The following is a 25,570-nucleotide window of genomic DNA, read 5'->3' as shown; positions in this document are numbered from 1 at the left end:
CGTTTCGAGACCATTCAGCATGCCAGCCGCGTGATCGGCGACTGGATACGTTTTTACAACCACCAGCGTCCACACCAAGCGCTGGGAATGAAGACCCCGGCTGAAGCATTTGCATTAGCCGCATAACCTGAGCAGATTTCGCTGGGTCAATACACAGCCGTCTACCTACACTTTGCTGAACGCCACGGATAGCGTCACTCGAACCACCGTGACCGCAGTGTCCATCACGCGGGTAGGGGGTCCGCCGCATTAATGCTGCTTAGGAAGTGTTGGTACTGGTCGAGGTCCTTTGCCTTCATTGCTGCCAGCACAAACTTTGCGGTTCGGGCAATTTCGGCGCAGTCGATCGGAACCATTCCTCGGTCTACAAACTCTTCCAGATGGGAATGCTCGTTGGTCAGCCGGGTCACGAAGGCAACCGCGCTCGTGTCGTGTCCGAAAAAGAGCCGCAGCCGCTTGTCGTTGGTCACGGTTGCGCTCGGGTACTTGAAGAACAAGAACGCTTCTAAGAATTTCCTGAGATTGTTTCCGAAGTTGTAGAAGCTGTGATAGCTAGCGGCAGAGTTAGCGTCGTCTGTGCAGGTGTGAATCTCAGCGAATAGATAGTTGAGCTCGGTGATGTAGGATTTGAGATACCTAGGCATGATCGAGATGGAGCTCGACGTCGCTGTGCGGCTGATCAAGAACTTTCCCACCTGCTCGGGGGGCGTTAGTCTTTTGAGGTACTTCAGGAAGTCAAGGTTGTGCGTGGAGATGAAGAGCTGCTCATAACGATGGACAGGTTTGCCCGCGGCATCCTTAAGATCAGTCCCATCGCTGCCGACGAGCGGCCTTGCGATGAAGGACTCAATGAGGCTGAAGATGAAGAAGATGTGATTGCTGTCCAGGCTCGAAATGGGATCGTCGATGTAAATAATGGGCTTCGTCCCATGCGTCTGGACATCGTCCAATCGCGCCAGGTAGTAGCAAAAGGCAACTAGGCTGCACTCGCCCTCGCTCAAGTTGAACGCTTCCTGCTCGCCTCGCATGATGCGAAACCGGTAGGTCGCCTTGCCTTCCTCCTCCTCAGCCAGCAGACGCAGGCTTGTGCCGCCCAGTGAGTGATTTAGGTAACCGTTGACGCGCTCGGCGCCGCGCTTCTCATCGCGTAGCTGCGCTTGCAGGGCCTCCAACGTGACGCGCAGCTTCTTGCCTTCGACTTCCAATGCCTCGCGCTCCTTGGTGAGCGCCTCGAACTTCCGCTGGTGTTGGTCAATGTCCGCCTTGGCTTCATCCAATCCGATTGCCGTCATGAACGCGGCCACCTCGCTAAGGCGCAACTCATCTCTCAGTTGCTTCTGGTTCGCGCCGATTTGGATGGTGTGCTCGTTGCTCAGACGGATGAGCTCATTTCCTTCATTCAGTGCCGCCTCGATTCCCGAATCAGAGTCAGGAACGGCCTCGGTAAGCTCGTGTGCAGAGAAGATATTCTCCGATCGCTCGCGTGCTACCTTAGCTAGCGCATCAAGTGCTCGTTCGTAAGCTTTTTTTGCACTGTCAAGCCTCTCCTCGGCCTCGTCACGCTTCGCATGGAATGACGAATAAAACCGACCTTGTTCAGGCAGAGTCAGGCTGCGGACCCGAGCCCGCTCGGATTCGCAATCCTGCAGGAATCGTTGAATCCTATCCTGCAGTTTTTCTGATTCCTCACTGAAGTGTTTGTCCAGCGTCTCTGTCAAGTCGGCGGGTAAAGGCTGCCGGCAAAACGCACAGCAGTCACGGTTCACATGCAACGACCGGCCGTCCCTGACCCAGTTCGCCAGCACGGCAGAGGCGAGGAGGTCTTGAAGCGGCGCGCTCGGCTGGATCTTCTCGGCTGCAATCGCCACGGCCCGCTGATTCAATGCCGAGAGGCTTGATGTGAACGTTGCAAGCGGGCCAATGTCCTTGAGCGGCTTCTCCGTGAGTCGGGCAATACTCTCAACCCGTGTCGCCTCATCCAGCGCCGCGATCTTGTGAGACTGGACTCGCGCGATGTCTGCATTCAGGTTACGGACGTCGTAGTAGGGATTGTTGTACAGCGTGTTGTGCTTGATGCCTCCGGGTTTGCCATTGGCCTTTTCGAACAATTTCTTGTTTAAGGCTTCAGTCTTCTGGGCAACAACTGTCCTGGCGTTGGCCTCTTCAGTCTGCTTCTTGAAGAAGGCACCTCGTAGCCCGGTATCCGAATCCTTGCTTCCCAGTAGAGCCCTTACCTTCTCAATCTCTTGCTCGACCTCTTTGTTCTGGGCACCAAGTACCGCGAACGGCTGAATGTGACCTTGGTCGTCGCGGAGAAATGCGAGGTTCGCCTCTACGAAATCCTTGTTGTAGACACGAATTGGCGGTCCTTGCACGCTCAGTTGCGCTTGCGTCCATTGTCCGTTGGCTGTCTTGATTTGGAACGACGGGTTGTCGTACCGGGCGGGAATCTGGCCTACTTCGAACGAACGAAGGATGCGGGAGAGCGTCGTTTTTCCCGAGTAATTGCGTCCGTAGATGATATTGAGCTTCTGGAACCTCCCAACCGCCCCCTGCGGCTCACGGACATTGGTATCCCATTGAAAACCGTCAAACGACCCGAAGTTTGCAATATCCAGCTTCTCGATCATCGTAGCGCCTAGCAAGTTGCAACTAGCAAAGATTCTGGAGGAACGACCCGCGGAATCCAACGCGCCGACTACAAAGATTTCATCAATTTTTCTGGACTGCGACACCTGATCGCCTTGCTCCAGTCGGGCGGTGCTAGCCGAATCGGCTATACCCGAAATCCTGTCGGCTGACTGCTCCCGCTGCAGCGGTCGTTCATGACACGCAGGTTGACCGTCCGCCCCGGCGGATGATAAGCCATTTGGCATAGTCCCTCCAGCGCTCGCTCCTTGGCCAAAACGGCCTGTCGCGGTGTTGAGAACTGATGGCCGCTTCCAACCCGTTGCAGCCGCTCAGCCCCCCGGTACAAACGCAATAGTGCGGTGGGAGCGGCTCTCCGCCACAGAAGCAGCCCGGCTGCTGCTTACCGCTATCTGGTCACTCATTAGGCCAGAGGCGCTTCGTCCGGCGCTCGCCAGTTGCCCGCCGGAGCAATAGTCACGCAAACGAATCCTGCAATTGCTGAGGGTTGTCGGCGATATAGCGCCAGACGATGAGGTCGACCACCTTTGCTTGCTCGCCGGTGGTAGCAGCAAGCTCCCGACAGAGGTCGTCGGCGCTGCGAAACCCAAGGCGCTCAGACACACGCACCAAGTGGCGATCAGGCTTCGCAACATCGAGGCCAAGATTCTTTGCGAGATGCCAACTGGTAACGGGCCCAATGAACGGCAGCGCTTGGAGTCGGTTGATCGGGTCAGGCTGCACCGACTGCTTGAACTCGTGGAAACCGACGTTGTTGATGTGCTTTGCAGTGGAAAAAATGCCCTGCAATTTGATCCGGTTGGCGAATGCCAAAGCAGCTGTAGTACAACAAATCTCGCCGGCCGAGACTATGGCCTCAGCGGACTCCCAATCGCAGAAGCAAAGCGAAACGTAGTCGAAGACCCGGCGGACCGCAGACTCTCGAAAGCCGGAACACAGCGCTACCCAAGCATGTTCTCGCAGCAGGTCGCTTTCGGTGAATTCAGTGAAGTCCGCTTCGCGCTGCCAGACTACTTCATCTGACAGTCCAGCTTGCTCCATATAGCTGCAAGCCTTAGAAAAGAAGTGCATGGCTGCAGTCAAGTCGGCTCTCATGGGTCAGCTAGTTACCTGCTTTGAAGGTGTCGCGGCACCATAGTTGCACTCGCAGCCACATCAAAGACGTAGCCGGGCGATCGTCCAATGCCTTACTCAGCGCCACCTTCACAAGATGCCGCTGCTTCTGCCTTAGAAACTCCGCTTCGGGAATTGGGATGCCGACAGAGGCTGCCATGTCATATCTTGAGAAGACGCGCTGGCAAGCGTCATGATCATACTCGCCCGCCGACAGTAGATAACCCGCTTCACGCTTTACTTCGGCGTAAACATCCAATGTCCTTTTGTGTGCATCTGATCGCCCCTTCCAATCAGTCTTGATTTGAATCAGCGTCAGAAAGAAGACGCCCGTACCAAGCGCTCCGACCCAAATTTGGCTGTCCCATCCGAAGGGCGTCAACGTTACGTTGAGTTTCGGTTCGACGAATGCGAGCGCCACGAGCCACGTGGACACCCCTAGTGTCAAAAGGTCTAGGGCAAAGGCGAACGTCGCGTATCGGTCGCGCAGAGCTGCGTGCCCGGTACAAAGCATGTCTGAGACCCGACAGATGCGAGTCAGTTCGTCCTTCATGGAATCTTCGGCACTCATGGCTCCAACCCGAATAGTGCTTTCCATTGCGCCACCGATCCAGCTGCAGTTGCGTTGCGCATACGTCGGGCTAGACGTCCGAGCAAGTGGCTTGCCGCTTGGCGTTCAGGGCTGTTGGCCGGGCCCAAATAGCTATCTACGTGCACAGACTGGCCAGTGCTGTCCTTCATCGGAGAGAGGACCAAGTTACGAGCACGGTCAAAGAAGGTCGGCAGCATCGCGGATGTCGTCTTTTCCCCTGCGTAGTTACGAAACGCAGCTATCGCCAAGCTCTCCATGTGATAGCCGCTCAGGCGCTGGCCTTCAGGTAGCTCGCCATTGATGGCCTTGGCAAGCTTGATAGTAGGCACCAGCTTGCCGCCGCAAGCGGCATTACGAGCGCTCAGGACTTCCCTGAATGCCATCGGGTTGATCTCAGACCACGCATCACGTCTTGACGAGGGGACATGAACATGTCCGTCTGTGCCCTTTGTCGCCGGCAGGAGCTGGACGACCATGCCGTCACCATAATCCACTGTCACAGCCATTTGTCCGTGCGTGACTGTGACCGACGCAGGCAGGGCAGCCTTGATGATGGTGGCCATTTTCTCAAGCGCGCGCTGAGGGCTGTGGTTCTCAAGGTCGGAGTCGTTGAGAAGAATCAGCGAGTCGATGTCGCTCAATCCGTCGACATATGTATGCTTGGCAACTGATCCGCCAAAAAGCGAGTCAAACGTCCCCTCAACTTCGTCCTGCAACGCGGCTCGAATCGCACCAAGGCGCTCTTGGACCGCCTGCGCATCCCTGCTGTTGTACGCGCCGAGGAGGTCCGACAATGTGCCCGCGAGTTCGACCTCGAATTGCTTGACTGATGAGTCGTCTTCGGCCTTGCGAACTGCGTTTCTCAACTCCTCTGGGCTTCTGTTCCAGAAGGTAGATCTACCACCGCTGCCACCCATTACTGATCTCCCAACGCTTCAAGCGCGCTTTGCAACGCGGTCTTGAACATGTCGCCGTGATACTTGAATGAACTGAAGTCTTTGGATGCCAAGAATCGTCGCATCTCCAACTGCAGTTCATTCATGTAGTAGTAGTTCTGATGCCAGCATCGAGCATCCACCATATGTGCCTTGGTCGCGACGCCCAATTCCAGGGCGCCGAAGTTGTGTTTGTATATTGTCAAACCCTCGTGGAAAGCGAACCGCAGCCACGTCAAGCCGTCAAAAATGTCGGCTCCGGCGAGAAAGTACATAGGGGTTGAAATCGTGTCCAGACTGCCGAAAACGTGGATCGGGATATCGATTCCTACCGCGGTCAGGGCCCGCCTCAGTTTGGCAATATTCTTCATCCGTTCCACGAGAGAGTTACCGATCTCTTTCTCGGTGACGCCAATGATGTCGAAATCAGCAAACCAGTGGACATACTGCAGCAGATTGTCGACATGCAGCAGGGTCTGGGATTCCGTCTCGGGTTTAAGCAGCAATTCCCGCAGAAAGCCGGTGCGTTCCGGCGCCATTGCACGTGCGCGCTCAATCTGTTCGGCGAACCCCACGCGCGCCTTGGGATGGTCGTAGCTAATCAGTACGCTGGGCACCGACGGTTGCCATTTCGCAAGGATGTTCTCATGCATCTCCTGCGTCCAATCCTTCGGATGATGATCCCGATCGCCAAGGTCTGAGAGCTCAGCATCCTTCGACGCTTCGTACCCGCCGCTATCAAGAAAGATCAGCGAGGGGAAGTCGAAAGGGGGGTGCACCTTTTCATAATGAAGGTCGTACGCGCTGACAAGCGTGACGCCTTCGATCAGTTCCGAACAGGACTCGATGATCTTGCGAACATCTGGAAATCCCTTGCTAGAGAACGATGGCACGAGCAGAGGGGTACGCTCAACTTCAACGCCATTCAGCTTAAGTGATCGGCGTCTAGCTAGCATTGCAGCGCCTTTCGGTCCTGACACGATGCACACCTGCCACAAGCGGGCGCGCAGCCGGACTCGCAGCTATATGTCAGCTCGATGGGTAGGCCTGCGTGGATGAAATAGTCGTACACCTCGCGCTTGGTCCATTCAATAAACGGTGCAACCACTCGGACGGCGTTGTCGGTGTGTTCGGCGACGGCGCGATTGATCGTGTCGACAAAAGCCGGCGAGCAATCGTAGTACGGCGTTCCCGCGTGCAGCCCCAGCGCGATTCGACTTGATCGAGCTCGGGTTGCCAATATCGCTGAAAAGACAAGAAAAGCGTTGCGGCCGATAAGTTCACCGGAACCAAATGGATCCGCACCTGTAAGGGCCAGTTCTTGAACTTGGATATCGAGCGCGGCCGTAAGCGACCGAACCGCCACACGCTCAAAATTTGCGGCAGCCTGGCCATAGTCCACGAAGACCGCGGATACATCAAGACCTTGGTCGATAAGGAACGCTGCACATGCAGCAGAATCAATTCCGCCACTCATTAACACTGTCGCGTGTCTACTTCTTTCCATCCCCGAAAGCCCTCCCTAGGGCCATGGCTGTTTTTGGCTGGTAGCGGCCATTCTAGCCCGTTGGCATGAATGACTGCAAAGGCCGAAGACTCGTCGGTGACAAGGCGCCCCGAGCGACAAGTTCAGCCAGAACAGGCAGAAGGCCTTTCTGGGCGTGCCCGCACCTATGTCTGTTGCGTAATGCAGATAGGGAGATTCCCCTACTCGATCGATAGGCTGTTTGGGGGCGACGTTGTTCGTCCTGGTTCGTTGTTGTGCGCTCTGGTTTACCGCCCTTCTTGTGTGGCGTTCTGGCACAACGAGCCACCCAGTTTCTCCTCTTGCGGACCACGTGGGGCGCGCCACATGATGCGTGCGTCTTCCACCAAACCCCAAGGAAAAAGCAGAACGATGATGAACACTCAACAACACAACGCCGGATACGTGGCGAACGTCGACGTCATCGAACCCATCGTGGTCCGTGCGCATGATGCTGCCCGCATTCTCGGCATGCGTCGGGAGAGCTTCCGGAAACTGGTGATGGCGCGCGGGCTCACCAAGGTGCGTCTGGGGCCACGCCAGGTGGGGTATTACCTGGCCGATATCCGGGCGGTGGCGAACGACCTGCCTCGCGCCTGACGTTGCTGCCCGCATGTGACGCACGTCGATTCGAGATCGGCTCTGAATGTGGCGGCACATCATGCTCTACCTTTCGGTGACTGTCTGGGAGCACGGCGAGCGGACATTACCCTGCCGATATCCGGCGACAGGACTCAGACGGCAAAGGAAAGCGCTTGAACCCCCACAATCCGGGCCTTGAATTGGACCGTTCTGGCACCTGCCTCACTGGCATTGCGACACTTGTCACCCAAGAGTTGTCGGGCCGCAATGTCGCCCTAGTGTGGGGACTGGAAGAACTCACATGATTCAAGGTGGTGTGGCTGGGCACGCGTTCTCGCTGCCCCCTCTAAATCCAGTTCGCGAGCGCAGGGAGCATGACATCAGGGCTCAGCGTTTGCTCGATCGCTTTCCTCGCAACATCAGGAAAGCTGTCAGTCAGGGCTACTTGGAGCGCCGCTCGGCACCGTTGCCCCAGGTTACGGGACGCCGCGTGTGCGATCTGGCAGTCACGCGAGCCCAGGCGGCAACGGATTGGCTGCAAGCGTTCGTCAGTCGACATGTGCACCTGCCGGTAGGTCTCGCGGCCACGGAGTCAGACATTCGTCTCTTCGCCGAGGACTCCGCGCGCATAGGGTGCGATCATGTTCGATGGCAAACGTGCAGTGATGGCCTTGCCCGTTTTGCGCAAACACGGGGCGTGATGCCGCCGAAGGCTGACGCCGTAGAGGGTGAGCGCGCCCGATTGGCCTGCGAAAAATGGTGGCGCTACCACCTGCGCCGTAGCGTCGCGCGCAAGACCGAGGCATTTGCCGTTGAGTTGGGGCAAGTGCATCGGCGCGGTGCGCTCTTCTGCAGCGAAGACGCCATGAAACGGCACGCGGCGCAACGCCAGCGCAATGGCTCGTTGCTGGAGTCGTTCGTCGCGATCAATGAGCTCGGAGAAGAATTCAATCTCCAGGTGCTCGTCGACAAGTCGGTGTCAAACCCCAGGAATCGCCGCGCCGAATTGATGACACGCGTGGCAGGCGCTGAGTACATTGCCAGGCAGTGTGGCCTTGCGGGGGAGTTCATTACGATCACTGCCCCGAGTCGCTTTCATGCGCACCACGCACGTGATGGGTCGCGCAACACCAAGTGGGCCGGTGCCATGCCGCGCGACACGCAGTCGTACCTGCTCAAACATGTCTGGGCGCGGATTACGGCGGCCCTTGCGCGTGCCGGCATCCCCATCTTTGGTTTCCGCGTGGCAGAGCCCCATCACGATGGAACACCCCACTTCCATGGGCTTTTCTTCCTGCGGCCCAGTCATGTGCCTCTGTTCCGCCGTATCGTGGCTCGTTACGCCGTACGCGAGGACCGTGAAGAGTTAGGCCTACGCTACGCCTTGTCCCACGACGAGGCGGTCGATCGCGCACGCGTGCTGAAGGCTGCCGGTGCAGGGGTCGGTACGCTGGCTGAGATTGCCGATGCCATCGGCCACGAGAGAGCCTTCTGGGCACATCCACCGCACAGCGTCTGGCATCAGATCGAAGCGCGCGTGAGCTTCAAAGCCATCGATTGGGAGCGCGGCTCCGCTGCGGGCTACATCGCGAAATACATCGCCAAGAATATCGACGGCGTAGGACATAGCGGTGAGTCCATTGGCGCTGACTTCGAGTCAGACGACGAGACTGCCAGTACAGCGTCGACGGCCAAGCGGGTCGGTGCTTGGGCTTCAACCTGGGGGATTCGTCAGTTTCAACAAGTCGGTGGGCCACCTGTGTCGGTGTGGCGCGAGCTGCGCAGGCTGAACGCCAAGGACAGTAATGAAGACAGTGTCGTGATGCGCGCCGCCGTGGCCGCCGATGCTGGCAACTGGGCGCGCTTCATGGAGGTCATGGGCGGATGGGAAATGCGCCGCCGCGATATGCCCATCAAACTGAATCGAGAGCCGGCCGAGAAACCCAACCGCTACGGGGAAGAGGCTCAACCCAACGTCATCGGGGTGGTTGACTGCACGACCGGCCAGATCGAAGTGACGCGCCTGCACGAGTGGGTGTTGAAGCCGGCGCGCGACGCGCGCCCTTGGACTCGTGTCAATAACTCTACGTTTTCAAAATCGGTGCCCGCGGCGCCGCGTGCAAGCAGCCCGAACACCGAAACGCGAACCACGCCGACTTACGAACAGTTCATTGCCTGGGCGCACGAATGGGCCGCGCCACCCTCGATCGTGGCCGAACTGAACGACGCTCACGCCCGCGCAGAGCGAACAGCCGAGATATCGCGCTTGATCAAGCAGGCCCGCGACCTGATCGCACGTATCTACCCACGCGAGGTCGAACCCGGGCCGCCCACGGCGACGCGCCGCACCCGTCGTGGGCGTTACGCGAAGCTCGATACGTTTGGCCTACAACTCCAACGGGAGATCGACTGGTTGAAGTCATGGACGGAGCAGACACCGATCGCCCACTGAGCGCGCCCCGCGAACTGTGCCGAGCTAGCCGCGGCCGCTACAACATCACGCGCATATGCTCATGCGTGCGCCTGGTCGCATCCGCGAGTCCCAACAAGTCGCGCGCCGGCGCCATGCTCGACGTGATCCAGCGATCGCGCGGCACACCGCCGCGCGATCGAGACGAGTTACTTCGCAGTGACGTTAACGTCGATCCGACGGTTCTTGGCGCGCCCCTCTTCAGTGTCGTTACTGGCAACCGGATGCTCCTGCCCGTACCCCTTGGCCTCCAGCCTGTCTGCCTGAACACCCAACTTGACCAGTTCGTCCATCACACTTCTTGCGCGGGCATCGGACAAGGTCAGGTTACCTTCCGGCGTGCCAGTGTTATCAGTGTAGCCACCCAGCTTCAGATGTACTTTCGGGAAGGCTTTCATGATGGCGGCGATATTCTTCAATTGCTCTTCCGAACCGGGCATCAAGGTGTTGGAGTTGCTCTCGAAGGTCAGGCGATCAAAGCTGAACCAGATCGACGGATCCACCTGCTGGGCGTCGTCCTTGATGAACTTCACCAGCCGATTCTCGATACCCAACTCTGGCACGTTCAGTTCCGTGCCATCAGGCAGCAAGAGCTTGAAGAACTCTCCGAGCGCCGCCTTCACCGAGTCGACGGCGCCACTCGCAGCAGGACCGCTGGTGCTCGATATGGCAGGATTGTCCGCCGACTTTTCATCGCCACACCCTTTGAGGCCAAACAGCGTAGCCAAGATCACGAGCAAAGCCAGCAGGACCCATGGCAACCACCGGCGCGAACACTTCTTGGTCGCAACCGGGCCTGCCGACTTGTCTGCATACCACGAGGCCAAGCTGGGCGGTAGCCATACTGCGTAACCCGGGCGCTCGGTGGCGAGCGTCGCTGCCAATGCGGGACCGTTCATGCCTGGGCGCTTCAGTTGCTCCCCCACGAACCCGGCCAGCAGCAGGCTGGCCTGGTTAAGCAGGCGCTTGGCTCCGTCCAGAGGCATGGAAAGGGTCGATGCAAGCGCCTTTATGACATCTTCTGCTCGCCCGTTGAGCAATTCCGTTTGCATCTCGCCTACACGACTGATCAGCGGTGCATTGTCTTGCCCCGTGGCGAGGGGGCTGCCGTCGACGAGCGCCTTCAGGCCACCCGAACGCTCCAGTTCGACGGCAGTCTGAACCAGTTTTTCCAGGGCACCCGCTATGTCTTGCTTCGCCGCGATGGCGCTGAGTAGTACTGCCAACGACTGCTTGATGCCACTTTCTACTTTTTCGAGCGGAAGGCCGAGGTGAGCCCCCATTCGCGCCGAAGGCAGTCCTTTCATCAATGCACTGAGCGTCTCAAGAATACTCACGTCCGCCTCCTAATTTTGATTGACGACGAACGTAGATTATTTTTTTCGAGAGAGAAATCAGATTGACACGGAACAATGATCAACACCACCGCGGGCTGACGCAGCGCACGAAAGCAGTAGTACGACAGGATCACGCTCCGTCTTAGGCTCGGTACTCCAGATTCACACACTCCCCAAGCCCCTCATCCAGAATCGTACGGGCCATGGCGCGAAGACCATGTCCCGTCATTTCTTCATTGCCATAGCCCAGTCTCCGAAGGGCTGAACGTACGGTGTTGTCCGACATGAGCCGCAGTTTTGAGGTCAGCAATGGGACACGTAACGCCCAGAACCTGTCGCTGGCCCAAGCGTACACAGCACACTGATATCCACCACGATTCCACTCGTCGCCTTTTGCGTCGGGAACCCTGCTTGCACGTAAACATCACGCCTTGGCTGCCTCAAAGTGCACAACATTGGCTTCGTGCTTCACGGCGACCACTACCATGCCACACGGGCCATAGCGATCATGCGTCAGGTGCACAGAAATCAATCGAAGAAGCGCGAGGGCGCGGCGGGGTCGCAACGGCGCGCGCAGGGGTGTGGTGCATCATCGGTGGGAGTGCACCTGAACCAGTCAGGGACCGTGACAACGGCCGTCGGATCCATGTCACCTGTTTGAAAGGAAAATGGCCCGCCCATCTGAGGCCTAGGGACACACAGTGCATGCTTGGATTGCGGCGTAGACCGGCGGGGCTAGAGTCGGCCATCCCCCGCCAACGGATAGGACATGCGCGATGATCGACGACGCCGATCACAAAACTAGTGAAATGTTGCCTGGTGCGCCAAAACGGCGAGGTCGGCCGTTGAAGGGTAACGCGATGACGCCAGCGGAGAGAAAGCGGCGATCGCGCGAGCATATGCCCGAGTGCGAGGACAACTACGATTGGGCGAAGGCGAGCAAGACCGCGTTGCTCGACCGGTTGATCCGTCCGCATCCAGATACGGCAACCCAAGATTGGTTCGTCAGGAACATTCTCACTGAGTTGGCCAGGCGGCAAGGATTTACCGTGACTGTCACAGAAAGTGGGTTTTCGGTCACGACGAAAGTTGAACGCTCCTAGTCATCGTCACGTGACCACAGCGGCGCATTCCACGCAGTAACTTTCTGGCAGCGTTTGGCGCACAGACGCGGCAGCCCATGCAAGAAAGCTCACGCCGGCGATACGGATTGATCTTTGTGACCAGCAAGGCACGCTTGCCATCTTCGAGCGTCGAACGCGCGACGAAGGTGCCTCGCTCACCATGTTGGCACGCCAGCGGGGCACCTCACTTTTTTGTATGTTGCCCGTCCTTGTGTCCCCCTCTTGGAAGGACTCCAAAATAGCCGACCAAAGCCAGCGCCGGGAGAGCTAAAACGCCCGCTAGGAGGAGCTTTCCCATTGCATGGCCAAGAGCGAACTCAAGAAGCTCTAGCATTTCAACCCTGACGGTTGACGAGAGGGGCCGCCACAGCGGCGAGGCCTCGAAGAGCACTCCGGGCCATCAACAGTCGGCGCAAATACGCGGCTGCCCACACAAGGAAGCCCGCGCCGGTGATACAGCTCCATGCCCAAAAGGCGATGCTTTTGAGCGATGACCAATCAGACGTAAACACGATCATCAGCAGTACGCCGACCGCTCCCAAGCACATCACAAGTGCGCAGCCAATATTCCAAGAGTCGATGCCGGCGATTTCGCCCGTATCGAGATCCAGCCACCCAATCAAGCTTTGCCAGTCGTTCTCACGCGAAAGCAATGCAATAACTCGCATTCCAGGCTCCAAGCGCGGGAGCCCGGCAACAGAAAGGCCAATGTGCCGGCCTATGTCATCTTCAAAGCTGAACAGCGTCTTGACTTCGCGGTTCCGTGCCAACAGCGGCGGATCGACGCGGACAACATCGAAGACGCGCACAAATTTTGTGGGCGTCTGGTATGTCGTAAAGTCTTTTAAAAACAGCTCATATGCCATTCGCATAATACTGGGTTATGTATAGCTGATAGGTAGGCACGGTTGTGTCCGGATTGGCGTTGGCGATCACTACTGTAGCCAGCGCTGCAACAGCAGCGGATAGCAGCAGTAGCAAAACAAACCACGGCCATCTATGTCTATACCAATCGTCGTTCTTGAGGTTCACTGCAGCGAGCAGCATCGCAATTAGGCCGAGTAATGGCATGCCGGCCGCGAACGTCTGGAGGCCAAGAAGGACGAAGACGAAAGACGTTCGATACCACGGCAGGCTCTTCCGGATCGCATGGTCGTTGTCGAGTGACATCGCTTTACGCTTGAATTAATCGGGGGCGGCTCTTCAGCCACCTTCGGCTGCACACCACGAGGGCGCATGGCCGCTTTGTGGCACCGCGCCAGATTGTCCGCTTCTGGCCGATCTGCCTCATTGGGCAAGGGGCTTCGTACAGGAGCATATGAGGATTACCTTGCAGATCATGCGCTTTGGGACTTGACCTGGAGACTCCGAATACTCCGTCAATCGTCGCACTTTGCGCTGGGGTGCAGTGAGGGATCGAGACGGGAGCGGGCAACACCGTGAGCGAGCAGCCAGTCGCGGACTTTGTCACGGTAGGTGAAGGCTTCGGAAGGAGCAAGCGAGTTCACGCTGTAGCTATCCCGCAGAAAGCACATCATGGTTGCCCCTATACTGTTTCGCGCCTCATAGTTGGCAGCGTGATCAAGCAACCAATAGACGCCACGCCAATCTTCCTGTATTGCGAAGTCAACAAACGCCGTTTTTCCACGGTCAACATCCAAGTTAACGTCGGCGCCGTGCTTGATGAGCGTCTCAGCGCGCTCAAAGCGCTTCTCGCCGAGATTTTTTCTCTCTTGTAGCAGAATCATGAGCGGCGTTTTTCGAGGGCGGATTTGCAGCACTTTGTTTGGATCGGCGTTATAGCGAATCAGCAGCAGCTCGAAGAGATCATCGCTCTTGAGCGCCGAGGCGATCATGAGCGGCACCATCCCGCCGCGCGTGGCCTTGTTCGGATCGGCACCGGCCTTGAGCAATGCTTCAGCACCTTTCGCGCTCTCCGAGAGCGTCGCCCACAAGAGCAGGGTTACCGTGTCCTTGCCCCAGGGCGTTTTGGTTTCCCTGCCTTCGTAGTTAACGTCTATGCCTTGTTTGATGAGCTTTTCAAGCGTGGCTACATTACCCTGCTCGACCGCCTTGGCGGCTTCAACATATGGGGACTTCTCAAAGATGAGTTCTTCCGCGCCCATGCCGTTCACCAGTCCAGTGCATCCGAACGTGAGTGACATCGCTAACAGCGCTGCACTTGCTCGCATCCTTAGGGCCTCTTAGTTTCGTTGATCAACATGCCGCGCATCACATAATCCAAACCGTGCATGGCAACCCCATGAAAAAGCTGCTTGACGATACCAACGTACCCAATCCCCAGTTCATGCGTCGTCACTTTGAATCATCTGACAATCCTGGTGCAATCCGCTCGCAGGCCTCTCCCAGCTCCCATACTGGTGATGACACTAGGTTCGTTGTGGCCCTGCCATGCAGGGCCTCCCTCATTCAGCACAAACCCGCCTCTTGGCGGGTTTGTCGTTTCTGGTTTCGTCAACTGCACGCAGGACGCGCGCAACCATCATTGGACAGGACGCATGCGCCACTGTCTCTCTCTGAGCACAATTGTCCTGTCAGCAATGGGGATTTGGGTGTCACCAATTGTCAGACTACCCAAGTGCAGAACCCATCGAGAGTTCTCCGATAGCGGCTCTGTGAGGAAGCGTACAAATACAGCGTTGCCATTGACATTCATCGTTTCCTGGGCAGGAGCATCCGGTACTTTTCCAAAAAAAAGACGATCACCATAGATGTTATTTTTCGGAATTGCCGGCGAGCGCGAGTCAGTGACGTAGAAGTGTCGAGCCGGTGTGATTCGCGCACCATTTTCCTTTTCTATGTACATTCCTTCCGTTGAGAGAAGTACAGGGAACTTGTCTGATCGGTCTACGGGATTGAGTACCAATACTCGTATCCAGAGCTCAGAATTGTCGGCATAGTGGATGCCGTGCAGAACCTCAATGATCTGTCGCTTGTCTCCTCTGGAGATCTGAGGTCGTGAGATGCTAGGCCAATCCCGATCACCTTCGTACCACGGCCTTGGCGGTATCGAGTACACGCACGCTCCCAGGGCAACGGAGAGGAAACAGCCAACTACTAATCTAAGTGGCATTTTGATCAACGTTCCAGCCCAGCCCGCTTCAGCCACCAATCGGAAATGACAACGGGCTTTTCCGACGCATTCGCCTCTGGCCTGTAAAACCCGGGACTGATCCAATCTGCTGGCGTGCCGTTAGGCTGATAGAGAGTAATTTCATTACGCAGGACAGGCTTGTACCCTGAATAAATCTTCCCGCCCCGCGCCCGCACCATCGCCAAGATTTTCAAGCGGCGCGACAAAGACTGTTCGGTCCATGCGCGCGCTTGCAGTGTGTGCGCCACTGCATCCAGATCCCGCGCACCGTGCTCAACTAGATATTCGACTACGGCAAATTGTCCGAGCCCCGCAGCCTCCACCACTGCTGGGGCACCCCCGGTCGACGTAGTCGATTCATCATGCGGTTGCCAGTTGATGTCCGCTCCGTACTTGACGATTGTCTTGACGTCCTGGAGGCTCATCACAGAGCGAATCAGCAGGCTGTCTCCCTCATAACGCTTCTCTGGTGCATCGTTCAATGACGGCGGGTAGCGGGTATCTGGATTTGCCCCATACTTGAGCATCAATTCCAGTAAAGCGTTGCCACGCTCTGTCCCGGCCAGATAAAGAATGATCGGAAAGCCGCCGACCAGCCCTTGCCCGTCGATTCTGTGATTAGGATCTGCCCCTCGCTTGAGCAAGGCTTCTACTCCAACAGGATTGTTCGCCAGGAGTGCGAACAGTAGCGGCGTCGCCAATTTGTCGCCCAGGCCGTCCACCGGCACGCCCGAGCGAATTAGTTGATCCACCTCTGCCACATCCCCCCGGGCTGCCGCATCGGCCAACGCAGCCAACTGGGAGTCTGGAAACACTTTCGCAGGCGTCAGGTCCCACTCTGCCCTCGCAGGCTGCATTGCTCAGCATCAGCAATGCGGCTACTGAACACAGCATCCTCTGCCATTTGAGATACCGCCAGACACCTGCGCTTGTCATCGCTTCCTCTATCACACGGTCGCTTGTAGACGTATAAGAACCGTCCTGGCCAACTCTGGCGCTACGGCCTTGGCTTCGTCTATTGACGTACAGCCGCAAGTCTTGAAGTTCAGAAAATGGAGGTCGAATGCGCCTGCGTCATCCCATTGCCACCATGCTGATGGTGCCGACAGTCTGGCAGGATGGGAATGCGGCATGCCTTTGAATTGATCTAGGTCTAGAGGCAATGGCAATCCCCCCATTTTCCACGGGGACAGAAAGAACCATGGCGGCCATGGCCAACCGCTGCTTCGAAGTGAATCCCCCAAGGCCATGCGGTCGGATTCCTTTGGGTTGATGTCGATCTTGGCAGACAGATCAAAGTCTGTCGTAACGACTAGTCGATGTCCGCTTCCGAACCACTGCTGCCGGTCGGTCCGTGGGCGACTCAAGGGCCGCTATCGGACTGGAGCAGTCGCCCCGGTGCGGCACCTCGCCGACGGCAATTCGGTGCGGATTCAACCGGTGGATCAACGTTTGACGCGAGCGGCCGCCGTAGCGGCGAAGCCACGAAGGGACCTACAAGCGCAGCTTGTACGGGGCCCCTCTCGACGGAGTGGCTAGACAATGCTGCGCTCATAGATCTCTCGATCCAGCACCCTGTCTGCAGATAAGCCTGCGACAGCTCTATTTTCCACAGGAAGTGACTGAACAAATTTCACCACATCTGGAGGTGGTGTCATGTAATTCAAACTGATTGAGCCATCTCTGCTCTGCGTCCCGTGCTTAAGCAGAACTGGAAGCGCCTCATCCCATGCAACGAATGTTGTGTCTTCCTTCTTACGGAAGAACTTTGTAGGTGCGAGTTCTTTGCGGGGGACGCAAAGATAGTCAACGCGTGTAACGACCACAGGAATGCCATCAGGCCAGACAGCTGCTGTTACGGTTGATCCGCCCAGGTTCATAAACATGATGCGGGGCACGAATTTTGACTCGCCAACACGTGCCTGTACCTGAGTGCGTGTCCAGTTCCACCGCCACGCGTTGTGAAGCTGTTCGGCGGGAAGGTGAGAAATGCGGCTTCTATTGTTTTCATCTCTCAGAACGGATGTGTATCCGAATTCGTTTCCGCAATTCCATCCGGACAAGAGCTTTTCTGCGTTGTATTCCCCGTCACCCATGCCTTCCATTTGGGGGTCTGAGACGAGAAGATCGAAGTGTTTGACAAACGCAGTTACCTCAGGCTCTGCTTCGAAAATGAAGTAACTCGGCCGCAGGTAGTTGATGTTTAGTGCGATAGGAAAATGCTCAAGCGGCTCATCGTCATCTTCTTCTGGCAGTTGCGCTGCCTGAAGTTCAAACACGAAATAGACCCCAGTATCTTCATTGCCGTACCACGCCTGAGATCCCTCGCATTTGTAGTTTGGCCTTTCGCAGAAGTAGGCGTAAAAGAGTTCTTCACTGAAGGAACCGCTTCGAGGTTTGAAGTACAGGTCGTAGCTCATATCGGTAATGTCTAACGTAGAAGTGAGGGGCAGCCGGAGCGAAGCGTAGGGAACCAAAAGCGATCAAAAACTCTTTAACCAGCGCCGCCTGCCTGGGGCATCGCGATTCCCTTCCGCTGTGCCTCGATCGCGATGTCGATGGTACTCATCCGGCGAGCTTCGTGAGAGACGTAGTCAACCACATAGAAAATCGGTTCATTCGGGAAGCCAGAAGGCAACTCCGTGCTCAAAGCGACGGACGTGACAGGACCGGCATAGAGGCTACAAAACAGGCCAAGTCCGACCTCAGTGGGCCAGACGGTCAGCCAGTGCCGCCCGTCGAGCACCCGCCTCAGGCACTCTGCAAGCTGCGTGGTTTGCGGGAGGTCCCATCGAAGTTCGGCGTCGTTTAGGATCGCCATGCAAACGGCATCGAACTCGCGAGCGCGTGCCAAGCCTGCTCCGTAGTGATGGACAAGCATGTTGAACCCAATCTTGGCGAGAAAACGCGTATATGCGGTAGGTGGTACCGCCAGCATTCGCACGCTCACAGTTGGCTGGTCAATCTGGATCAGTGTTGTCTGGCCCGCAAGTCCCGCCGCGAAGGAAGGGATATTGGCACGCACGGCGGAGAGTAGGTTTGCGGCCGCGGTCGCATCCCCGCCTGAGACCTTGACCGCGATGCTGTTCTCATTGCGCTCAATTACGGCAGGTAGATCTCCATCCTGAAGATGCTCAAGCCAAAGAACGGCCTCACCTGGCCGCTCCGCACATCCCTCTCCCACGACTGAATACTGACCGTCTCGAAATTCTAGGATCGTGAAGGTATAAGGGGCTCCCTGCGATGAGTCTTTGCGATTCAGTGACACGTGGTCCACCAAGAGATCGCTCAGCCGGTGAAGGAGCCGTTGGACCTTAGCGAGGTCACTGCCGCCCATGTCTAGATGGAGATCCGGTCGCGACGAAATGTGCGGCAGGATTTCCGGCGCGAGGCCGTAGTGAAGAATGGCTTCGCGCGCTCTGCCAGTCTCATCGATGATATTGATCGTTGCGCGCTGAATCGTCGGCGATGTGGTCTTCGTTCCCCGATCCCGGCCGTGCGGCTGGGCCGCCACCCTGGCAAACGCCAGTTGACCACTTCGGAGAACCAGCGTTTCAAGCTTCGAGAAAGTGTTGTTGCAGCCAACGCAGACTAAGTCTTTCAGGACGAAAGCGTTTCCTGCTCCAAGGCCTGCGGGAATAACGTGCTCATCACTGTAGGACCCTTCTTGCCCGCAGTAGACGCAACCTCTTGACCTATCTCGCACAGGCCGCTCCGAAGTACTGTATTGACCCAGTAAAAACCTGCTCACGTCATAATCGAGGAAACGTCAATTCAACGAGGAAATTGACTGAAGCTCTGCCTTCTTCAGAAAAGCCCTGAAACCCCTCTCTGTCAAACGCAACACGACTAGGCGCCTCTGGCCGAAGGAACTTACTAAAATGACGCGAGCTTCGCTTCGATCTCCAAAAGGAGGGAACTGAATACTCTCGATCCGACAATGATCATGATCGTTTTCCTCAAGCCACTCAAGAACCATTTTTTTTGCCGTTCTGTGGTTACGCACTCCAACGACGACAAATAGCAAGACAAGAACGGCAATAACCGGTATTTCGCCGTAAGCCACCACTATTCTCCTTTATTCTGAAACCATAGGTAGCTGCGGCGCCCATGCTACCCACTGTCAATACTGGCACTGCTCCTTGTTTTGGCTCCCACGACCAATCAGCCAAGTTCATTGAACCTCTCGTATTGGGGGCCATCCCAAAACCGATGGCGGCAAAACGCCCCAACGGAATAACGTTAGCGGAAACAGAAGGGCCGTAGAGATAGGAGGTGGCCGGTGTCTGACTCTGTAGGGTAGAACCGAAACTCCAAGAGATGCCCTTATTTCCAACACCTGGGCCACTGTAAGGAATCCAATCCCCGCTTCCCGTCACGCACCATCCAATATTGTCAGCACCCATTTTTGAGGAGCCGACACAAGCAAAAGACTAATTTGTGTGATACCCCTCGCTAGACCACCATTTTGGCCCCTCCGTCTTTATAACGTTAAAGGCCGTTGAGAAATTCCATTTCGGATTTGGTCTGCTCTGTACTGATACGGCCGTTTCGAATCTACCCACCCCAAGGATATGTAGTAGCCCAGTTCTCGGGGAAGCCTAGTTGGGCGGCGTCGATTCCCGGAAACGACGCCAGAAGACCGGATAGCTGCTGCTGCCATCGATTCGGTAGCCCCATGTTCGTGAGGAAGTACTGAATAACGACCGCGGCTGAATAGTAGGTTTTGGTATCGGTGAAGCGAATTTTGCCGCGCTTGTAGTTGGAGGGCCCAACTCTGAGTTGGCAGTATAGGAGCTGGCCATGATGCGCTACGCGATTGCGCAGCACGGTGAGCGCATGTACCCAAGAGCCGAAGGTCTCGGGCTGGTCGATTCCGAAACGCTTGGCGATTCCTTTCTTGTCTTGGGGATCTCGCAAGGCCTGGTAGAGGCGTGACCAGATGCCAAAAGTCACGCACTCGGTAATGGCCCAACTGGGAGGTAGATACGGATGACCGTATCGGGCCTGATAGTGCCTAATGAACGAACTCGTCGAGCTTGCGACATCACCTTCGATCTTTTTGAGTATTTCGCCCAAACTAATGCTGTTCGAGCGGTGGAAGACGTTGTGATCGAGAAACCAATGTGGAGAATGCCGTAGGCTTAGATAGTCAGCGATCACCACGCGGATCGCTACCTCCAGACGCTCAATGGCCGCGAGCGTTATGGCGCGTAGTTCACGATCAAATTCATATCGTTGGCGTATCGACGTAAAGGTGAAGCCATCTGGAAACCGCTTTGTGGCTGGGTCAATCTCGTGATGCCAGTAGCCCTTGAGCCGGTAGGCACCCACAAAACGGAAGTAGTGGAGAGCTTCGTCGCGTTCATCGGCAGGGACGTGCAGCCCTTGCACAATGAGCTTGCTCAGGAGCTGTTCTGGTGTTCCCGCCGGCTTAGTGAAGGAAGGCAGTTCCAACGTTTGACCTGTAGACGTAGAAAACCCGCCTTTTGCACGACTGCTTTCGCAGACCCTAGCCGAAGCTAGGACGTGTGGCGGGTGTGTTGCGACCGATTGTACCGGAGGCCGGCGGTAACAGCAATTCGTTACTAGCAGACCTTAGAGGACGACTTGATCACACTTGAAGATAGCTACCCCGTTTGCGTAGCCAACTGTAGGCATTTGTGCCGTATATCCAAGTGCTAGGGTCGGTGATTCGCTATCCGTTCCGATCGGAAGAAGGGCGACGGAAGTCTTGTCGCTCCCGAGCATGGTGGAATTCAAGCTCCACCAGGTGGTTGATGCGGGTAGCGTCGCAGTCATTGGCCCGATCGTCGCGGAATCCGCGCCGACCGCCAGGTTCAGCGTGAAAGAGAACGCAAGCGTACGAGTGTCGAGCGTCACCGTGCCCGAGACCGTTCCAGGCGCAGCCACCCCGTTGCTCGATGTTGGCTTTGTACTGTTCTGCAGCCTGCACTGAAGTTTGCGGCCGTTGGTGGCATCCGCTGCCAGGAGCAGCTTTTGATAGACCACGTAGTGAATACCATCGGCACTCGTGAGCGTCTGCGGAGAGGTGTTCGCGTAATAGAGACCGTTTGTCCATCGCCCGATCGCATACTCACCGTTGCCAGAGATATCGTCGATCGTGCCGTTATGCATGCGGATGACGTCGGTGTTCAAGAAGGCATACTTATTCGGCATCTTGGAGAATGCACCGCTTTCCTCGCGAACAAGCATGGCGCCCAACGGCACCCCTTCGAATGCCGCAACCGCGAGCGACGAGCGGATCGGCGTGAAAGACTTGTCGAACCACACCACGGCGTAGTCCGATCCATTCACGGCGGGAGCGGTGCCGATTGCCGCGATACTCGATGACAAGCTGCTGCTGGAACTGCTACTGCTAATACTGCTGGTACTGCTACTCACACTGCTGGAACTTGAGCTCGATGTGCTGGACGTGCTGTTCGTGCTGGAACGCGAACTGGACGACGAGCTTGAAGCACTCTTCGAGCTGGAAGAGAAGTCTGCAGCGCTGCCATCATCGCCGCCGCCGCCCCCTCCACCACAGGCGGTGAGCGCGATACTCGTTGCGAAAGCCAAAGAAGAGATAGACAACCGATTCAGCATAATTCCCCCGGAGATTTCTGTGTGTGTTGCGAGTGCAAGTCTACCGAGGGCGACGTTTTGCTTACATGCTCAAAATTCCCTTTCTATTACCGGATTTTCTTACACCCGAAAGTACATATGTGAGGTTGGGATCCCCGCCCTGTCGAGGCGGGGTTTCTCCGGTGCTACGCCTTCCCCTTTTGGGCCTTGAGCGTCACCAGGGCCGAAGCTCTTGCGCGCGCTAGTTCGTCTTCAGAGATGGCCCCCTGCTCCATCAAGGTCATCAGAATCGCGATGGGAAGCGGAATGGCCCGCCCGGACTCGTACCGAGATCCACCGGATTGCGTGATGCCAAAGCGCGACCAGAATGCAATCTGGTTCAAACCTTCCGACTTGCGTTGCTTGTGGGGATCGCGTATCCACTTCGATTGCTTCGCTGCAGCCATGTCCTTGCTCCATGTTCATTCAGGGAAGAGGCGGCCGGATGGCCAGCTCATTTTGAGACTAGCCCCAGTTATTCAATGTGAAGTTGAGATGGATAGCAATTTGATTCAATTCGGGTGACGTCTTGCACACTTCTTTGTATGTCTCGGGAACTCCCAACTCGAAGTGTCCGAATAGGCGCTAGGGCTAAGGCTACCTTGTCGCCATTGCCCTTCCTTCTCAGAGAGGGACGGTTGATGAGTCAATCCACAGAAATTGTGGATGGGCCGTTGGATAAGTGGCTGGTTTCGTTCACAACTCTTTGATTCTGCTTCAGGCTGTGCGTCTGCTTCCCAAAGGAGCACCAAGCACCTGGGACGGGTCACCTCCAGGCGAGGGAGCCCCGTCGTTCAGGCGTGGAGGACGTCAATCGCAAAAGGCGGGTTTTGCAGTCGGGGGCGGCGTGGCCTGAAGTGCGGCAAGACAAAGTGCTTGTTGCTGCGCCTTGATCCTTGCGGCATCCAACTCGTTTGTCCGCTTTTGTTCGTTGAGTGCTACGGAGTTTTGAGCGTCTTCGGCGGCCTTCTGCGCGGTCGCTTTCGCTTGGCGGCGTTCCCCTTCCGCTGTGATCACACCTTGGGCTGCTTCGACAGTGCTCGCTACGTTCTGCGACTTCTGGCTCATTTTTGCTGACGTTAGCGCGCCAGTCGAGGGGTCAAACGCGACGTTCAGTGTCGCGTCCGACCCATTGAATGTAGCTGGCATCGCCAGGATCGGGCCGTATTGAGCAATGGGGATCGTGCGAGCATAGACCCATGGCGGGGCTCGCAGCCTTTGTCGCTGCGACATCCTTTTGTCCAACCGGCGACTGGTAGTAGCTCAGGATGGACTCTAGCTCGCTCACCGACAGATCCTGACCGTAGAATGTCGACCACGCTGCCGCCATCTCCTGACCGGAAAGGAGGCTGTTGAGTCTGGCGCTGAATTTCGCCAAGAGCGCCAATTCTTCGGGGAACTGTTTGTCGCAATTGGCGATCGCGGCATCAGGCAGAATTTTCATGGCGGTGACTTCGAGCGCCTTGCGTTGCCCCTCAAGCTGTGCGTCGAGACTCTCCTGCATTCCCTGTGCCTTTACGATGGCCTGAATGAGTTGGGTTTTCTGCGTTTGCCCCTGATCAGCCATAAGAGCAGGTGCGCTTGCGAAGACGGAGACGGCGACGGAGACGGCCAAGCACATGCGCACTATTGTGAAATTCATACTGCTTGCTTCCTGTGTGAGATACCGTCGTCCTTTGCCATATCGAGCGGCACATTTGAAAATCGTACGTCAGAGGCAGTTGCATCTACCCCATGCCGAAGTCTGTGGCACGTTCAATGTTGAACTCGCTCCGACTTCAAAATCCACGCCGTTGTACCACCTAACGCCATGGCAACAAGCCAGCGAAATATGACGGAATTCCACCACGGTCGATTGTGATAGGGCATGACTTCGCTCGGGAGCACACCCCCCGCCGCGATGCTGGCGAGTAGCGGCCATGCGACGAACCACCACAAGGTAATCGCACTGGCGATAATCGATATCGCATAGTTGGGTATGAAGTAGGCACCGGCGCCCCCCGCTATTGCCAGAATAACGGAGTGAAGAACGAAATCAGCCTTCGTCGCCGGATGTGCGCCGACAAGCGTGGCCGCCCCGACAATCCCTCCCACCAATCCCAACGCGAAGACGATGATGAGGCCCGTGTCGTCGTCTCCTCCGTTGTCACTCATGGAGTTCCCCTCGCAAGAATGTCGACGGTGACCTGTGTCGCCATTGATCACAACCATCACGCCTGCATATCGTCATCGGCGCGGACGAACAGCGGCGTGATCTGATTCCGCGACGGGGCACGGATCAAGTGACGCCCCGCCCGCACGGGCAGATCGGCAGCGGTGCGCCGACCACAAGCGTGGGCAACGCACCGTAAAGACCGGTCGTCAGTGCCTTACGGCGTCGGCTCACTGGTCATGTACAGACCCGGCGTCATCGCATCGACGGCATAGGTAAAGGCTGAGCCTTGTGCCGTCACCGCCGCTGCGATGTGGCGGTCAGGTGTGCCGCCGTACGCGCCCGATGCGGGAATCGGCAGATGGTCAATCGTGATGTTGCCGGCCGTGGCGTAGGTGATGGTGAGCGTCGGATTGAGCAACGCGGCGTACGCACCTTCGCCGATCACCTCGTAGTTGCGAGCCCCAGCCGATGCCGGCAACTGGTCCGCTGCAGGCGTGCCGACACACAGCTTGAAGTTGCCCGGGTTCGTGGCCGGCGCCTTGGCCGTCAACTGCGCCTTGCCGTCAGGACTACTGATGGACAGGTTGGCGTTGGCGATGAACGAACCCGACACCGTGATCGAGCGATAGTCGGCCGGGCAGGTCTTGGTGCCGGCAGCACTCGACGACGAACTGCTGCTTGACGAAACGCTGGCCGACGACGCACTGGACGAACTCGTGGAACTGCTCGAGGAACTCGCGCTGGACACGCTGCCGCCGTTGTCGTCGTTGCCGTCGTCCCCACCGCACGCGGTCAGTGCCGCCAGCAAGGCCACAGAAATCGCGCTCAGTCCGGCGCGTTGAATCTTGTTCATTACATTTCTCCCCAGTGAATCCCGGCTCCCCCGCTCCAAGTGAAGCAGAGGGATGACAGATCATTCCCATGGGTGTTTTCGCATGATTGATGCAACGCAATCCAAATATGCAAACAGACTTTTCTTACACGCCATATGTCACATTCATTGGTGTCGGGATGCTGCCGTTCCTGATCCCCTAAAAGATCAATACAGACCAATGGGTGTAGGGAGTTTCCTTGCGAGAACTAAGAGCTCTGTACGATTAGTCGCCCGCGCCACATACGCGCATGACATGCATCAAGATACGGTCGTTCACGGACGACCACCGCGTTGATTGCCACGTTGGTGCCCAATACCCTGCATCGCACAAGGTTGCGCCGCTGAGACGGTGTAGCCCACAAAAACAACCGGGGCAGGATCACTGATGATGGGTAGGAGAAAGCACGCACGCGCGTGGGCGGTCGGTAGCGGCCTTGTATTGTCTTGCGCGTCCGTGATGGCGCAGGTGCCGAAT

General features: G+C 56.9%; 26 protein-coding genes. 5 read left to right on the top strand and 21 right to left on the bottom strand.

Features of this window, described 5'->3' with window-relative positions; translation table 11 throughout:
• Nucleotides 1-12: 12 nt before the first annotated feature.
• Complete coding sequence (locus ACDA63_RS18830; RefSeq protein WP_373664764.1) at nucleotides 13-126, top strand: integrase core domain-containing protein; 114 nt, start codon at nucleotides 13-15, stop codon at nucleotides 124-126.
• A 98-nt stretch (nucleotides 127-224) separates the two neighbouring features.
• Here the strand turns inward: ACDA63_RS18830 and ACDA63_RS18825 are convergent, their stop codons facing one another.
• The 6 genes from ACDA63_RS18825 to ACDA63_RS18800 all read right to left on the bottom strand — a co-directional run bounded on the left by ACDA63_RS18825 (nucleotide 225) and on the right by ACDA63_RS18800 (nucleotide 6,766).
• Nucleotides 225-2,630, bottom strand: a complete 2,406-nt coding sequence (locus ACDA63_RS18825; protein ID WP_373664836.1) for an AAA family ATPase — start codon at nucleotides 2,628-2,630, stop codon at nucleotides 225-227.
• A 475-nt stretch (nucleotides 2,631-3,105) separates the two neighbouring features.
• Entirely contained in the window at nucleotides 3,106-3,732 is a 627-nt protein-coding gene (locus ACDA63_RS18820) for a hypothetical protein (protein WP_373664835.1), read from the bottom strand.
• A 19-nt stretch (nucleotides 3,733-3,751) separates the two neighbouring features.
• Entirely contained in the window at nucleotides 3,752-4,315 is a 564-nt protein-coding gene (locus tag ACDA63_RS18815; RefSeq protein ID WP_373664834.1) for a hypothetical protein, read from the bottom strand.
• Nucleotides 4,316-4,329: 14 nt separating this feature from the next.
• Nucleotides 4,330-5,271, bottom strand: coding sequence for a CBASS oligonucleotide cyclase (locus ACDA63_RS18810; RefSeq protein WP_373664833.1), 942 nt, complete (start codon nucleotides 5,269-5,271; stop codon nucleotides 4,330-4,332).
• Nucleotides 5,271-6,245 (bottom strand): hypothetical protein, encoded by a 975-nt coding sequence (locus ACDA63_RS18805; RefSeq protein WP_373664832.1) that lies wholly within the window; start codon nucleotides 6,243-6,245, stop codon nucleotides 5,271-5,273. The genes ACDA63_RS18810 and ACDA63_RS18805 overlap by 1 nt, the downstream gene beginning before the upstream one ends.
• The gene (locus ACDA63_RS18800) at nucleotides 6,239-6,766 is read right to left on the bottom strand and encodes a 7-cyano-7-deazaguanine synthase (RefSeq protein ID WP_373664831.1); all 528 of its coding nucleotides are present in this window, start codon (nucleotides 6,764-6,766) and stop codon (nucleotides 6,239-6,241) included. The genes ACDA63_RS18805 and ACDA63_RS18800 overlap by 7 nt, the downstream gene beginning before the upstream one ends.
• A 420-nt stretch (nucleotides 6,767-7,186) precedes the next feature.
• Between ACDA63_RS18800 and ACDA63_RS18795 the strand changes: the two genes are divergently transcribed.
• On the top strand, nucleotides 7,187-7,414 hold the full coding sequence (locus ACDA63_RS18795) for a helix-turn-helix transcriptional regulator (RefSeq protein WP_373664830.1): 228 nt from the start codon (nucleotides 7,187-7,189) through the stop codon (nucleotides 7,412-7,414).
• A gap of 283 nt (nucleotides 7,415-7,697) precedes the next feature.
• A complete protein-coding gene (locus tag ACDA63_RS18790; RefSeq protein ID WP_373664829.1) occupies nucleotides 7,698-9,848 on the top strand; it encodes a replication endonuclease in 2,151 nt (716 codons plus the stop codon).
• A gap of 167 nt (nucleotides 9,849-10,015) precedes the next feature.
• Here the strand turns inward: ACDA63_RS18790 and ACDA63_RS18785 are convergent, their stop codons facing one another.
• The gene (locus ACDA63_RS18785; protein WP_373664828.1) at nucleotides 10,016-11,203 is read right to left on the bottom strand and encodes an OmpA family protein; all 1,188 of its coding nucleotides are present in this window, start codon (nucleotides 11,201-11,203) and stop codon (nucleotides 10,016-10,018) included.
• A gap of 776 nt (nucleotides 11,204-11,979) precedes the next feature.
• Between ACDA63_RS18785 and ACDA63_RS18780 the strand changes: the two genes are divergently transcribed.
• Complete coding sequence (locus tag ACDA63_RS18780; protein ID WP_373664827.1) at nucleotides 11,980-12,306, top strand: hypothetical protein; 327 nt, start codon at nucleotides 11,980-11,982, stop codon at nucleotides 12,304-12,306.
• 356 nt (nucleotides 12,307-12,662) lie between these two features.
• Here ACDA63_RS18780 and ACDA63_RS18775 read toward each other — a convergent pair whose 3' ends face one another.
• The 9 genes from ACDA63_RS18775 to ACDA63_RS18735 all read right to left on the bottom strand — a co-directional run bounded on the left by ACDA63_RS18775 (nucleotide 12,663) and on the right by ACDA63_RS18735 (nucleotide 21,739).
• Nucleotides 12,663-13,193: a hypothetical protein gene (locus ACDA63_RS18775; RefSeq protein WP_373664826.1), complete on the bottom strand. Its 531-nt coding sequence runs from the start codon at nucleotides 13,191-13,193 to the stop codon at nucleotides 12,663-12,665.
• Nucleotides 13,183-13,497: a hypothetical protein gene (locus tag ACDA63_RS18770; RefSeq protein WP_373664825.1), complete on the bottom strand. Its 315-nt coding sequence runs from the start codon at nucleotides 13,495-13,497 to the stop codon at nucleotides 13,183-13,185. The genes ACDA63_RS18775 and ACDA63_RS18770 overlap by 11 nt, the downstream gene beginning before the upstream one ends.
• A 209-nt stretch (nucleotides 13,498-13,706) precedes the next feature.
• Nucleotides 13,707-14,453: an ankyrin repeat domain-containing protein gene (locus ACDA63_RS18765; protein WP_373664824.1), complete on the bottom strand. Its 747-nt coding sequence runs from the start codon at nucleotides 14,451-14,453 to the stop codon at nucleotides 13,707-13,709.
• Nucleotides 14,454-15,426: 973 nt separating this feature from the next.
• The gene (locus ACDA63_RS18760) at nucleotides 15,427-16,194 is read right to left on the bottom strand and encodes an ankyrin repeat domain-containing protein (RefSeq protein ID WP_373664823.1); all 768 of its coding nucleotides are present in this window, start codon (nucleotides 16,192-16,194) and stop codon (nucleotides 15,427-15,429) included.
• A 783-nt stretch (nucleotides 16,195-16,977) separates the two neighbouring features.
• Nucleotides 16,978-17,862, bottom strand: coding sequence for a hypothetical protein (locus ACDA63_RS18755; RefSeq protein ID WP_373664822.1), 885 nt, complete (start codon nucleotides 17,860-17,862; stop codon nucleotides 16,978-16,980).
• Nucleotides 17,863-17,936: 74 nt separating this feature from the next.
• The gene (locus ACDA63_RS18750; protein WP_373664821.1) at nucleotides 17,937-18,956 is read right to left on the bottom strand and encodes a hypothetical protein; all 1,020 of its coding nucleotides are present in this window, start codon (nucleotides 18,954-18,956) and stop codon (nucleotides 17,937-17,939) included.
• A gap of 255 nt (nucleotides 18,957-19,211) precedes the next feature.
• Nucleotides 19,212-19,508, bottom strand: coding sequence for a hypothetical protein (locus ACDA63_RS18745; RefSeq protein ID WP_373664820.1), 297 nt, complete (start codon nucleotides 19,506-19,508; stop codon nucleotides 19,212-19,214).
• Between the two features lie 491 nt (nucleotides 19,509-19,999).
• On the bottom strand, nucleotides 20,000-20,899 hold the full coding sequence (locus tag ACDA63_RS18740; protein WP_373664819.1) for an Abi family protein: 900 nt from the start codon (nucleotides 20,897-20,899) through the stop codon (nucleotides 20,000-20,002).
• Between the two features lie 141 nt (nucleotides 20,900-21,040).
• A complete protein-coding gene (locus ACDA63_RS18735; RefSeq protein ID WP_373664818.1) occupies nucleotides 21,041-21,739 on the bottom strand; it encodes a hypothetical protein in 699 nt (232 codons plus the stop codon).
• Nucleotides 21,740-21,770: 31 nt separating this feature from the next.
• On the opposite strand from ACDA63_RS18735, the gene ACDA63_RS18730 reads away from it, so the two are divergent.
• Nucleotides 21,771-22,238, top strand: a complete 468-nt coding sequence (locus ACDA63_RS18730; RefSeq protein ID WP_373664817.1) for a hypothetical protein — start codon at nucleotides 21,771-21,773, stop codon at nucleotides 22,236-22,238.
• Here ACDA63_RS18730 and ACDA63_RS18725 read toward each other — a convergent pair.
• From ACDA63_RS18725 to ACDA63_RS18705, 5 genes are all read right to left on the bottom strand, one after another.
• Nucleotides 22,213-22,473, bottom strand: coding sequence for a helix-turn-helix domain-containing protein (locus tag ACDA63_RS18725; RefSeq protein ID WP_373664816.1), 261 nt, complete (start codon nucleotides 22,471-22,473; stop codon nucleotides 22,213-22,215). The two genes, ACDA63_RS18730 and ACDA63_RS18725, sit on opposite strands and share 26 nt — an antisense overlap.
• Before the next feature lie 403 nt (nucleotides 22,474-22,876).
• The gene (locus ACDA63_RS18720) at nucleotides 22,877-23,134 is read right to left on the bottom strand and encodes a hypothetical protein (RefSeq protein ID WP_373664815.1); all 258 of its coding nucleotides are present in this window, start codon (nucleotides 23,132-23,134) and stop codon (nucleotides 22,877-22,879) included.
• 31 nt (nucleotides 23,135-23,165) lie between these two features.
• Entirely contained in the window at nucleotides 23,166-23,708 is a 543-nt protein-coding gene (locus tag ACDA63_RS18715; RefSeq protein ID WP_373664814.1) for a DUF2059 domain-containing protein, read from the bottom strand.
• A gap of 113 nt (nucleotides 23,709-23,821) precedes the next feature.
• A complete protein-coding gene (locus tag ACDA63_RS18710; RefSeq protein ID WP_373664813.1) occupies nucleotides 23,822-24,220 on the bottom strand; it encodes a hypothetical protein in 399 nt (132 codons plus the stop codon).
• Nucleotides 24,221-24,435: 215 nt separating this feature from the next.
• The gene (locus tag ACDA63_RS18705) at nucleotides 24,436-25,074 is read right to left on the bottom strand and encodes a hypothetical protein (protein ID WP_373664812.1); all 639 of its coding nucleotides are present in this window, start codon (nucleotides 25,072-25,074) and stop codon (nucleotides 24,436-24,438) included.
• Nucleotides 25,075-25,570: the final 496 nt, after the last annotated feature.

This window comes from Uliginosibacterium sp. sgz301328 (assembly GCF_041807905.1).
GTDB lineage: Bacteria > Pseudomonadota > Gammaproteobacteria > Burkholderiales > Rhodocyclaceae > JBGVSA01.
The sequence above is the reverse complement of the archived record's forward strand: the minus strand, read 5'-3'. Positions and strand labels throughout refer to the sequence as shown.